This window comes from Streptomyces syringium, from assembly GCF_017876625.1.
Taxonomy (GTDB): Bacteria; Actinomycetota; Actinomycetes; order Streptomycetales; family Streptomycetaceae; genus Streptomyces; species Streptomyces syringius.
The window spans coordinates 5372931-5385050 of record NZ_JAGIOH010000001.1; the positions used below are offsets into that span (position 1 = coordinate 5372931).

Genomic DNA, 12120 nt, shown 5'->3' on the forward strand with positions numbered 1-12120 from the left:
GCGCTGCATTGGCGTTCGCGTGTTCGAAAGGAACGACTCATGGCACTCTCCCGCCGCTCCGCCCGGCACCGCTCGACCAGACTTCTCGCCCTCGCCACCGCCGCGGCGTCCGTGTGGGTGATCTCCGCCGCCCCGGCCCCCGTGCCGGGAGCGCCCGGTGTGGGTGACTCCTACTTCCCGAACCTGGGCAACGGCGGCTTCGACGTCCGGCACTACGGCCTCGACATCGGCTACACGCCCGACACCGGGCGGCTCGAGGGACGCGCCACCATCACCGCGCGGGCCACCAAGTCCCTCTCCTCCTTCCACCTCGACCTCCAGCAGCTGAAGGTCACCTCGGTCGAGGTGAACGGCAAGCGCGCGCACTTCACCCGCACCGGCGACGAGATCAACATCCGCCCCGGCCGGCACCTGGCCAAGGGCCGGACCTTCACCACCACGGTGACGTACGGCGGCATACCCAAGCCGCTCAGCGGCCCCATCATCTTCGGCTCCAAGTACGGCTGGATGAAGACCCCCGACGGCGTCTTCGTCGCCTGCGAGCCCAACGCCGCCTCCACCTGGTTCCCCTCCAGCGACCACCCCTCGGACAAGGCGGCGTTCGACGTCCGGATCAAGGCCCCCAAGGGCCTCACCGGCATCTCCAACGGCCGGCTGGTCTCCACCCGCACCCAGGGGTCCAAGACCGTCTCGCACTGGCGGGCCACCCGGCCCATGGCGCCCTACCTCGCCACCGCCACCATCGGGAAGTTCGACGTCCGCACGGGCAGGACCCCCGCCGGCACCCCGATCTACGTGGCCATCGACCCGAAGCTCAAGGGCGACAACCCCGTCGACTTCTACGGGATCACCGCGGAGGCCACCGACTACTGGTCGAAGGTCTTCGGTCCGTACCCCTTCGAGGAGACGGGCGCCATCGTCGACGACATGCCGGACGCCGAGTTCTCGCTGGAGACCCAGACCAAGCCGGTCTACTCGGCGGTCCGGGACGAGGAGACCATCGTCCACGAGCTGGCCCACCAGTGGTTCGGCGACTCCGTCTCGGTGCGCGAGTGGAAGAACATCTGGCTCAACGAGGGCTTCGCCTCCTACTCCGAGTGGCTGTGGGCCGAGCACAAGGGCAAGAAGAGCGCCCACCAGTCCTTCCTGGACGCCTACAACCGCTACGGGGCCGACGACCCGTTCTGGAAGATCGTCGTCGCCGACCCGCAGCGCGACACCATGTTCTCCCGGGCGGTCTACACGCGCGGGGCGATGGCCCTGCAGGCGCTGCGTGAGCGGATCGGCGACAAGGCCTTCTTCAAGCTGCTGCCGCTGTGGACCTCGCAGCACCGCTACGGCAACGCCGAGATCAAGCAGTTCATCGCGCTCGCCGAGAAGGTCTCGGGTCAGAAGCTCGGCGGCCTCTTCGACACCTGGATCGGGAAGCCGGGGAAGCCCGCGCTGCCGTAGCGCCAGGGGGCCGTGGGGCTGGGTAGAGTCAGTGAGAGTGCTGGGGACAGTGGGGAGGTCGGGACCACTGTCCGCGACGGGTAAGAATGTCGCGTGCTCACCGATCTGTTCAGCCCCTCAGTCCAGCATTCACTGGATCTCGTCGGGATCTTCGTCTTCGCCATCTCGGGTGCGCTGCTCGCCGTGCGGAAGAACTTCGACGTCTTCGGCATGACCGTGCTCGCCGAGGTCACGGCGCTGGGCGGCGGCGTGCTGCGGGACCTGATCATCGGTGCCGTGCCGCCCGCCGCCTTCACCGACCTCGGCTACTTCCTGACCCCGATGCTGGCCACCCTGCTCGTCGTCTTCCTGCATCCCGAGGTCGAGCGGATCACCAAGGCGGTGGGTGTCTTCGACGCCGCCGGCCTCGGCCTGTTCTGTGTCACCGGCACGATGAAGGCCCACGCCTACGGGCTCGGCCTCACCTTCGCCGCCGCGCTCGGCGTGGCCACGGCGGTCGGCGGCGGCGTGCTGCGCGACATACTCGCCCACGAGGTGCCCTCGCTGCTGCGCTGGGACCGCGATCTGTACGCCGTGCCCGCGATGATGGGGGCGACGATGGCCGCCCTGCTGATCCACTTCGACGCGCTCTCCGCCACCACCAGCGTGATCCCGGTCCTGACGGCGTTCGCGCTGCGGCTGCTGTCGATGCACTTCCACTGGCGGGCGCCGCGCGCCTGGCACCGGCGCAGCGCGGCCGCCGAAGAGGTGTGACGAGGGGGCTTCCGCCCGCGCCGGAGTCCGGACGCACGCTGGCCCTACCAGTCAGTAACTTCCGGGTGTAGCGTGCGGACCATGGCACAGGGAACCATCGGCACCAGCGAATTCGACCGGGACACCGCCATCGCGCGGCGCGCGCCCGGCACGTCCGCCGTCTTCGACGCGGACCTCTCCGCGGGGTGGACCATCGGCCACGCCGTCAACGGCGGCTACCTCCTCGCCCTGCTGGGCCGGGCCCTCGGCGAGACGCTCCGGCACCCCGACCCGTTCTCCATCACCGCCCACTACCTCTCCGCCTCCAAGCCCGGACCCGCCCTGATCCGCACCGAGCAGATCCGTGCCAGCCGGACGCTCTCCACGGGCCAGGCCACGCTGCTCCAGTTCGACGAGGACGGCGCCGAGGTCGAGCGCATCCGCGTCCTGGCCACCTACGGCGAGCTGGACGCCCTCCCCGAGGACGTCCGCACCACCGCCAAGCCCCCGGCCCTCCCGCCCTACGAACGGTGCCTGAGCAGCGAGGACGGCGACCCGTCGACGACACCCGAGATCGCCGGGCGCCTCGACATCCGGCTCGACCCGGCCACGGCCGGCTGGGCGATCGGCGCCCCCGGCGGGCAGGGCGAGATGCGCGGCTGGTTCGGCCTCGCCGACGGCCGCGACCCCGACCCGCTCGCACTCCTGCTGGCCGTCGACGCGCTGCCGCCCGCCGTCTTCGAGCTGGGCGTCACCGGCTGGGTCCCCACCATCGAGCTGACCGCCCACATCCGCAGCCGCCCCGCCCCCGGCCCGCTGCGCGTCTCCGTCAGCACCCGCAACCTCGCGGGCGGCTATCTGGAGGAGGACGCCGAGGTCTGGGACAGCCAGGACCGCCTGGTGGCACAGTCCCGCCAGCTGGCGCGGGTGCTGCGCACCTCCTGACCGGAACGCCCGGTACGGCGCCCGGGCCCAGCTCGTAGAATCGTCCCACCATGGCCTACCTCGACCACGCCGCCACCACCCCGATGCTCCCGGAAGCGGTGCAGGCGATGACCGCCCAGCTCGCCCTCGCCGGGAACGCCTCCTCGCTGCACGCCGCCGGGCGTCGCGCGCGCCGTACCGTCGAGGAGTCGCGCGAATCGCTCGCGGCATCGCTCGGCGCGCGCCCCAGCGAAGTGGTCTTCACCGCGGGCGGCACCGAAGCGGACAACCTCGCCGTCAAGGGCCTGTACTGGGCCCGCCGGGACGCCGACCCGGCCCGCCGCCGAGTCCTCGCCAGCCCCGTGGAGCACCACGCCGTCCTCGACGCCGTCGACTGGCTCGCCACGCACGAGGGGGCGACCGTGGAGTACCTGCCCGTCGACTCCTACGGGCGGGTGCACCCCGACGCGCTGCGCGAGGCCATAGCCCGCGACCCCGACGACGTGGCCCTGATCACCGTCATGTGGGCCAACAACGAGATCGGCACGGTCATGCCGGTCCGTGAACTGGCGGACGTGGCGGCCGAGTTCGACATCCCCCTGCACGCCGACGCGGTGCAGGCCTTCGGACAGCTGGACGTCGACTTCGCCGCCTCGGGGCTCGCCGCGATGACCGTCAGCGGCCACAAGGTCGGCGGCCCGTACGGCATCGGTGCCCTGCTGCTGGGCCGCCGGTACGCGCCCGTACCCCTGCTGCACGGCGGCGGCCAGGAGCGGCACGTGCGCTCCGGGACCCTCGACGTGCCCGGCATCGCCTCCTTCGCGGTCGCGGGCGTGCTCGCCGCCGAGCGGCGCGAGCACTTCGCGCGCGAGGTCGGCGCGCTCCGTGACGAGCTGGTCGAGGCGGTCCTGGCGGCCGTGCCCGACGCGGTGCTCGGCGGCGACCCCGACCCGGCGGGCCGCCTGCCCGCCAACGCCCACTTCTCCTTCCCCGGCTGCGAGGGCGACTCGCTGCTCCTGCTGCTGGACGCCCAGGGCATCGAGTGCTCCACCGGCTCCGCCTGCACCGCCGGCGTCGCCCAGCCCAGCCATGTGGTCCTCGCCACGGGCACGGACCGGAACCTGGCCCGCGGCACCCTGCGCTTCTCCCTCGGCCACACCTCCACCGAGGAGGACGTGGCCGCCGTGCGCGACGTCATCGCCTCGGTGGTGGAGCGGGCCCGCACGGCCGGGCTCAGTTAGCGGCTCCCCGCCGCCGCCCCGACGAGCTTCAGATACCGGTCCCAGTCCCAGTGCGGGCCGGGATCGGTGTGATCCGTCCCCGGCACCTGGGAGTGGGCGACGATATGGGCCCGGTCCGCCGGGAACCCGTAGCGCGCGCAGATCCCGGCCGTGAGCGCGGCCGACGCCCGGTACATCGCGTCCGTGAAATCACCGGGCCGGTCCACGTAGCCCTCGTGCTCTATGCCGACGCTGCGCTCGTTGAAACGGCGGTTCCCGGAGTGGAAGGCCACGTCCAGCTCGCGGACGGTCTGCGCGACATGGCCGTCCTTGCGCACGACGTAGTGCGCGGCGGCCTGGTGCAGGGGATCGCGGAAGACCCGCAGGGCGTCGCCGTAGCTGCCCTGGACGACGTGGATGACGACCCGGTCGATGGTGTAGTCGGCCGGCCGGTCCGCCCACCGCCAGTTCGCGGACGAGGCGGCGACCCACTCGGCGCCGTCGTGGTCGAGCTCGCCGTCCGTGCGGGGGCGCTCCAGCCCGGCGGCCCGATAGCACCAGCGGACGAGTGCGTCACGCCCCGCGTAGCCGGCTGCGCCTGCCACGGCGGCCCCGCCGATCAGCAGCCCGCGACGGCTGATGCGTTTTCGTTCCACGTGTGACCCCCTGATGCGCAGAACGCGTGCGGCGCCCCCCTGGTTCCAGCCGGGGCTCCGCAAGATCCAGCCCGTCCGGCGATTGAGGACATCGGTGACCGGTACCGCGACCGGACGCAACCCTTACCCTGGTACAGCTATGACTGACTTCCCCGGTGCACCTTCAGGACCTCGCGACGGCCGTCGCCTGCGCGTACTCGCCGCCATGTCCGGCGGCGTCGACTCCGCCGTTGCGGCCGCCCGTGCCGCCGAGGCCGGGCACGAGGTGACCGGCGTGCACCTCGCGCTGTCCGCGAACCCGCAGTCCTTCCGCACGGGCGCGCGCGGCTGCTGCACCATCGAGGACTCGCGCGACGCCCGCCGCGCCGCCGACGTCATCGGCATCCCCTTCTACTGCTGGGACCTCGCCGAGCGCTTCCGTGAGGACGTGGTCGAGGACTTCATCGCGGAGTACGAGGCCGGGCGCACGCCCAACCCCTGCCTGCGCTGCAACGAGAAGATCAAGTTCGCGGCGCTGCTCGACAAGGCCCTCGCGCTCGGCTTCGACGCGGTCTGCACCGGCCACTACGCGACGGTCGTGCTGAACGAGGACGGCACCCGCGAGCTGCACCGCGCGAGCGACATGGCCAAGGACCAGTCGTACGTCCTCGGCGTGCTGGACGAGAAGCAGCTGGCGCACGCGATGTTCCCGCTGGGCGACACCCTGACGACCAAGGACGAGATCCGGGCCGAGGCGGAGCGACGCGGCCTGGCCGTGGCGAAGAAGCCCGACAGCCACGACATCTGCTTCATTGCCGACGGTGACACCCAGGGCTTCCTCGCCAAGCACCTGGGCACGTCCGAGGGCGACATCGTCGACGAGTCCGGCACCAAGATCGGCACCCACGAGGGCGCGTACGGCTTCACCATCGGCCAGCGCAAGGGCCTGCGCATCGGCCACCCGGCCCCCGACGGCAAGCCGCGCTACGTCCTGGACATCTCTCCGGTGAACAACACGGTGACCGTCGGCCCGGTGGAGGCCCTGGACGTGACCGCCCTGACCGCGATCAAGCCCCGCTGGTGCGGGGTGGCCCCGGAGGGCGTCGGCACGTACACGGCGCAGCTGCGCGCGCACGGCGGCGAGACGTCGGTGACGGCCGAGCTCGTCGGCGAGGAGCTGCGCGTGTCCTTCGCCGAGCCCGTCCGCGGCGTGGCCCCCGGCCAGGCCATCGTGCTCTACGACGGCACCCGGGTCGTCGGCTCGGCCACGATCGCGGCGACGGACCGTGTCCCGGCGGGTGCGGCCCACAGCGGCTGACCGCGACTGTTCTGATACGCCCGGCCCGCACACACGGCGGCGCCGGGCGCCGGTCTTTTCCGGCACCCGGCGCCGCCGGATGAAGAGGTGTCCCTCGGAGGTCAGCGCTGCGTGCGCAGGACGTTCGTGACCTCGCACTTGCCGCCGCTCTGGGGTGCGCCCGGCTTGGGGACGTAGGGGGTCGAGACGTCGAGGTTGCTCGTCTTGCCCGGCTGGACCCACGGGATGGACGGGTTGCGGGTGCCGATGACGGCACCGTCCGGGCCGGTGAACTTCACGGTGATGCGGTAGTCGTACGAGACCGTCGAGCTGCTGTTGGTGGCGGCCAGCTTCGCGGTGATGCCCAGCCGGTCGGTGTACGCGCAGTCGAGGATCTTGATGTCCCGCATCGCGGAGTTCCGGCTGCCGCTGCCGCCGGTCGAGCCGAAGGTGGTCGAGCCCGAGGAGGTCGTCGAGTCGCCGGACGTGCCGCTCGTCGTGCCGGAGGTCGTACCGGAGGAGGTCGTGCCGCCGCTCGTGAGACCACTGGTGGAGTCGCCGGACGTACCGCCCGAGGTGGTGCCGCCGGAGGAGGACGAGGAGCTGTGGCTCGACCCGCCGCCACCGCCACAGCTGCCGCCGTGGCTGCCGCGCGCACCGGTGAGGGCGACGACGGCGATGACGAATACGGCGGCGCCGCGGACATGACGAAGCTTCACGTGAGAACTCCCCCGAGGAATTGGCTTGATTTGCGCCCGCTTGACGAGCGCACGTCAGGCTAGCAATGCCGGGCCGAGCCCCCAAATCGCGGCGGGGACTGTGACGAGGTCGCGACGGAACAGATCCGGAAACGGGACAGAGGATGTCCGAAAGCAGGTCATAGCGGAGGTCGGTACGATTCGCGCCCTTGTTCCGACGGGGGCCGAGTCGCCGTCGGGCCGCATATCCGCGCGCGTACCGTGGGCTTATGCATATTTCCGTCTTCTGCTCCGCCGCCGACCTCGACGACTGCTACACCACCCCCGCCCGGGAATTCGCCGAACTCATCGGCAAGGGCGGGCACACCCTGGTCTGGGGCGGTTCGGAGTCCGGTCTGATGAAGGTCATGGCGGACGGCGTCCAGGCGCACGGCGGGCGGCTGGTCGGGATCTCGGTGGAATTCCTCGCGGCGAAGGCCCGTAAGAACGCCGACGAAATGGTGATCACCAAGGATCTCGCCGAGCGCAAGGCGCAGTTGCTCGCGCGGGCCGACGCAATCGTGATCATGGTCGGCGGCACCGGGACGCTCGACGAGGCGACGGAGATCCTGGAGCTGAAGAAGCACGGAATGCACTCCAAGCCCGTGGTGCTGCTGAACGCCGCCGGTTTCTACGACGGGCTGAAGCAGCAGTTCCAGCGGATGGACGCGGAGGGTTTTCTGCCGCTTCCCCTCGCCGACCTGGTGTTCTTCGCGGAGGACGGTGTGGGCGCGATGGCGTACCTGGAGGAGTCGGCCGGGATTCAGTAGGGCAAGCTGGGCGGTATGGCAACACATCTGATCACTGGGTCCGGTTCCGGCATCGGGGCGGCGGTCGCCCGGCGGCTGCTCGAGCGCGGCGACGAGCTGTATCTGTTCGCGCGGGACGCGGGCCGGGCGAAGGAGCTGGCCGCGCAGTTCCCCGGCGCCCGCACGCTCGTCGGCGACCTGTCCAACCCCGACCGGCTGGCGTGGGCCCTCAGCAAGCAGACGCTGCCCGACCACGTCGACTCGCTGCTGCACATCGCGGGCGTCTGCGACCTGGGCGGCGTCGGTGACCTGGCACCCAAGGTGTGGAACCGCCAGCTCGCGGCGAACCTCGTCTCCCCGGCCGAGCTGACCCGGCTGTTCCTGCCGCAGCTGCGGGTCACCAAGGGGCATGTGGTCTTCGTCAACTCCGGGGCCGGGATGCACGCCCACGCCAACTGGGGGGCGTACGCGGCGAGCAAGCACGGCCTCAAGGCGCTCGCCGACGCGCTGCGCGAGGAGGAGCACGGCAACGGCGTCCGGGTCACCAGCGTCTACCCCGGGCGCACGGCCACCCCCATGCAGGCGAAGGTGCACCAGCAGGAGGGCAGGGAGTACGACCCGGCGGCGTACATCGACCCCGAGTCCGTCGCGACGACCGTCCTTCTCGCCATCGACCTCCCGCGGGACGCGGAGATCAACGACCTGACGGTCCGGCCGGGCCGCTGACGCGGTGCCCGCGGCTTGCCCGTACGGGCCGTGGGTCTGGCTGAGCTCAGCCGAATCAAGCCCGTCCGGCGCTTGAGGACGCGCCCGCAGGGCGCTCGCCGCCGCAGGCGGCAGGACGGGCCGGTAGCCGGAGATCCGCCGGTCAGGCGAGAGGCGGCAGGACGGGCCGGTAGCCGGAGATCCGCCGGCCAGGCGACCGGTGCGGGCGGAGCCCCGCTCCGGCCCCGTACCCTTCCTGCGTGAGCGAGAAGAGCAAGTTCAGCTGGGGTGCGGGCGTCGCCACCGGGGTCGGTTCGATGCCCGGGACGGACGCGCGCGAGGCCGCGAAAACCGTCACGGGGTCGCTGGAGGCCCTGCCGTATCTGCCGGAGCTGCCCGCGCGCGGGCCCGGCGCCGACATGATCGGCAGGACCGCCGGGCTGCTCGTGGAGGTGTTCGCGCACGTCGAGCCGAGCGGCTGGCGGATCAGTGACCGGCCGGGCCGGGACACCCGGCGCGCACGGTCGTGGCTGGGCGAGGACCTGGACGCGATCGAGGAGTTCACCCAGGGGTACGAGGGGCCGCTCAAGGTGTCGGCCGTCGGCCCGTGGACCCTCGCCTCCGCCCTGGAACTGCGCGGCGGCGAGGCGGCGCTGAGCGATGCCGGGGCCTGCCGGGACCTGACCGCCTCCCTCGTGGAGGGGCTGCGGAACCATCTGACGGAGGTGCGCCGCCGGGTGCCCGGCGCCCAGGTGGTGCTCCAGCTCGACGAACCGTCGCTGACCGCCGTGCTGCTCGGCCGGGTCCGCACGGCCAGCGGCTACCGCACCCACCGCGCCGTCGACCGGGCCGTCGTCGAGGGCGCGCTGCGCGACCTGGTGGGCCTCGCGCGGGACGTCACCGGCGCACCCCCCGTCGTGCACTCGTGCGCCCCCGGCGTGCCGTTCGCCCTTCTGCGCCGAGCCGGCGTCGAGGGCGTCTCGTTCGATTTCTCGCTGCTCACCGAGCGTGATGACGAGGCGATCGGTGAGGCCGCGGAGGCCGGCACCAAGCTCTTCGCTGGCGTGGTGCCGGGCGTGGACGGTCCATTGTCAGACCCTGCCGGTAGCGTCATGGGTGTCAGGACGCTGTGGCGCAGGCTGGGGCTGTCGCCGGGGACCCTCGCGGAGTCCGTGGTGATCACCCCGTCGTGCGGGCTCGCGGGTGCTTCGCCCGCATATGCCCGGGCGGCCCTCGCCCACTGCGCCCGGGCGGCGAGATCACTCGCAGACAACCCTGAGTGACTGCGCTCTTGGAATAAACGGGAGGACCAGACGGTGGCTGGCGAACAGCACGGCGAACAGCTCGAGGCGAAGACGCCGCTTGCCACGGCACCCGCGGAGGCGCGGGAGAGGCACGCGCTGCTGGCCGAGCAGATCGAGGAGCACCGCTTCCGGTATTACGTGAAGGACGCCCCGGTCGTCAGTGACGCCGAGTTCGACCAGCTGCTGCGCTCACTGGAGGCCCTGGAGGAGGAGCATCCGGAGCTGCGCACCCCCGACTCGCCCACCCAGAAGGTCGCGGGGTCCTACGAGACGGAATTCAGCGCCGTCGAGCACCGCGAGCGCATGCTCTCCCTCGACAACGCCTTCGACGACGAAGAGCTGGCCGGCTGGGCCGAGCGCGTCGCCAAGGACATCGGCGAGGGCACCGCGTACCACTTCCTGTGCGAGCTCAAGGTCGACGGACTCGCCGTCAACCTCACGTACGAGCGCGGCAGGCTCGTCCGCGCCGCCACCCGCGGCGACGGCCGCACCGGCGAGGACATCACGCCCAACGTCCGCACCATCGAAGAGATCCCCAACCGGCTCCAGGGCGACCGCGTCCCCGCCTTCGTCGAGGTGCGCGGCGAGGTCTACTTCCCGATGGAGAAGTTCCAGGAGCTGAACGCCCGCCTGGTGGAGGCCGGCAAGCCGCCCTTCGCCAACCCGCGCAACGCGGCGGCCGGCTCGCTGCGCCAGAAGGACCCCAAGATCACCGCGACCCGGCCGCTGCACATGGTGGTGCACGGCATCGGCGCCCGCGAGGGCTTCGACATCGACTGCCAGTCGCACGCGTACGAACTGCTGCGCGAGTGGGGTCTGCCCACCGCCGCGCACGCCAAGGTCGTCGACTCGCTGGACGGCGTGCGGGAGTTCATCGCCCACTACGGCGACCCCGAGGTCCGGCACTCGATGGAGCACGAGATCGACGGCACGGTCGTCAAGGTCGACGAGATCCCCCTCCAGGGCCGCCTCGGCTCCACCTCGCGCGCCCCGCGCTGGGCCATCGCCTGGAAGTACGCCCCGGAGGAGGTCAACACCAAGCTGGTCGACATCCGCGTCGGCGTCGGCCGCACCGGCCGCGTCACCCCGTACGCGGTGGTGGAGCCCGTCACGGTCGCGGGCTCCGAGGTCGAGTTCGCCACCCTGCACAACCAGGAGGTCGTCAAGGCCAAGGGCGTCCTCATCGGCGACACCGTCGTGCTCCGCAAGGCCGGCGATGTGATCCCCGAGATCCTGGGCCCCGTGGTGGATCTGCGCGACGGCACCGAGCGGGAGTTCGTGATGCCCGCCGAGTGCCCGGAGTGCGGGGCCGGGCTACGCCCGATGAAGGAGGGCGACATCGACCTCCGGTGCCCCAATGCCCGGTCGTGTCCGGCGCAGTTGCGTGAGCGCATCTTCTACCTGGCGGGCCGTAAGGCGCTCGACATCGAGGCGCTCGGCGAGGAGACGGTCCGGGCGCTCACGAGCCCCGACGAGGGCCCCCGCGCGCTCACCACCGAGGCCGACCTGTTCGACCTGAAGGTCGAGGACCTGCGCGACGTCCGCATGTGGCGCCGCGACACCCGCAAGGGCGCCGCCGAGGACGACCGCCTCCTCGTGCCGTACTTCTACGGCCAGGGGAAGACGGTGGGCCGGGGCGAGGAGAAGCGCACACTGCCTCCCGAGCCGAAGGAGAACACCAAGAAGCTCATGAGCGAGCTGGAGCGGGCCAAGTCCAGCCCGCTGTCCCGCATCCTCACCGGGCTCTCCATCCGCCACGTCGGGCCCGTCGCGGCGGTCGCCCTGGCACGGGAGTTCCGCTCGCTGGACCGGATCGCCGAGGCGAGCGAGGAGGAGCTGGCCGCCGTCGAGGGCGTCGGCGGCACCATCGCGGCCTCGGTGCGGCAGTGGTTCGCCGAGGACTGGCACCGCGAGATCGTGGAGAAGTGGAAGGCCGCCGGCGTCCGCATGGAAGAAGAGGTCGGCGAGGACGAAGGCCCGCGCCCGCTGGCGGGGCTGACGGTCGTCGTCACCGGAACGCTGGCCTCCCACACCCGTGACGGAGCGAAGGAAGCCCTCCAGAGCCAGGGCGCGAAGGTGACCGGATCGGTCTCCAAGAAGACGGACTTCGTCGTCGTGGGCGACAACCCCGGGTCGAAGTTCGACAAGGCCATGCAATTGAAGGTCCCGGTACTGGAAGAGGACGGCTTCGCCGTGCTGCTCGCGGAAGGGCCCGAGGCGGCCCGCGCGGCGGCGGTCCCCCAGGAGGGTGGCGCGGGCGCCGGCACGGACGACAGTTCGGGTGACGCCAAGGCCGACGTCCCCGCCGCCGGCTGACCCGCTCCCCGGCTCGCCGGGGGGCGCGCGAGGGGTGGCGGCACCCAGG

Annotated in this window: 11 protein-coding genes; 9 read left to right on the forward strand and 2 right to left on the reverse strand. The window is 71.7% G+C overall.

Annotated features, from left to right (window positions below):
- Positions 1-39 precede the first annotated feature (39 nt).
- From JO379_RS24095 to JO379_RS24110, 4 genes are all read left to right on the forward strand, one after another.
- Positions 40-1452 (forward strand): M1 family metallopeptidase, encoded by a 1413-nt coding sequence (locus JO379_RS24095; RefSeq protein WP_130880042.1) that lies wholly within the window; start codon positions 40-42, stop codon positions 1450-1452.
- Positions 1453-1545: 93 nt separating this feature from the next.
- Complete coding sequence (locus tag JO379_RS24100; protein WP_130880043.1) at positions 1546-2205, forward strand: trimeric intracellular cation channel family protein; 660 nt, start codon at positions 1546-1548, stop codon at positions 2203-2205.
- A gap of 81 nt (positions 2206-2286) precedes the next feature.
- Positions 2287-3129, forward strand: coding sequence for a thioesterase family protein (locus tag JO379_RS24105; protein ID WP_209516954.1), 843 nt, complete (start codon positions 2287-2289; stop codon positions 3127-3129).
- Positions 3130-3179: 50 nt separating this feature from the next.
- A complete protein-coding gene (locus JO379_RS24110) occupies positions 3180-4349 on the forward strand; it encodes a cysteine desulfurase family protein (protein ID WP_209516956.1) in 1170 nt (389 codons plus the stop codon).
- Here JO379_RS24110 and JO379_RS24115 read toward each other — a convergent pair.
- Positions 4346-4984: an N-acetylmuramoyl-L-alanine amidase gene (locus JO379_RS24115; protein WP_242626264.1), complete on the reverse strand. Its 639-nt coding sequence runs from the start codon at positions 4982-4984 to the stop codon at positions 4346-4348. The genes JO379_RS24110 and JO379_RS24115 overlap by 4 nt on opposite strands.
- Positions 4985-5123: 139 nt before the next feature.
- Here JO379_RS24115 and mnmA point away from each other — a divergent pair, with 139 nt between their 5' ends.
- On the forward strand, positions 5124-6281 hold the full coding sequence (gene mnmA / locus JO379_RS24120) for a tRNA 2-thiouridine(34) synthase MnmA (protein WP_130880046.1): 1158 nt from the start codon (positions 5124-5126) through the stop codon (positions 6279-6281).
- Positions 6282-6382: 101 nt separating this feature from the next.
- Here the strand turns inward: mnmA and JO379_RS24125 are convergent, their stop codons facing one another.
- On the reverse strand, positions 6383-6979 hold the full coding sequence (locus tag JO379_RS24125; RefSeq protein ID WP_130880047.1) for a hypothetical protein: 597 nt from the start codon (positions 6977-6979) through the stop codon (positions 6383-6385).
- Between the two features lie 248 nt (positions 6980-7227).
- Here JO379_RS24125 and JO379_RS24130 point away from each other — a divergent pair, with 248 nt between their 5' ends.
- From JO379_RS24130 to ligA, 4 genes are all read left to right on the forward strand, one after another.
- Positions 7228-7767 carry an LOG family protein gene (locus JO379_RS24130; protein WP_209516959.1) on the forward strand — a complete coding sequence of 180 codons (540 nt, stop codon included), beginning with the start codon at positions 7228-7230 and terminating at the stop codon, positions 7765-7767.
- A 15-nt stretch (positions 7768-7782) separates the two neighbouring features.
- The gene (locus tag JO379_RS24135) at positions 7783-8472 is read left to right on the forward strand and encodes an SDR family oxidoreductase (protein WP_130880049.1); all 690 of its coding nucleotides are present in this window, start codon (positions 7783-7785) and stop codon (positions 8470-8472) included.
- 239 nt (positions 8473-8711) lie between these two features.
- Positions 8712-9734: a methionine synthase gene (locus tag JO379_RS24140; RefSeq protein WP_130880050.1), complete on the forward strand. Its 1023-nt coding sequence runs from the start codon at positions 8712-8714 to the stop codon at positions 9732-9734.
- A gap of 33 nt (positions 9735-9767) precedes the next feature.
- A complete protein-coding gene (gene ligA, locus JO379_RS24145) occupies positions 9768-12071 on the forward strand; it encodes an NAD-dependent DNA ligase LigA (protein ID WP_209516962.1) in 2304 nt (767 codons plus the stop codon).
- Positions 12072-12120: the final 49 nt, after the last annotated feature.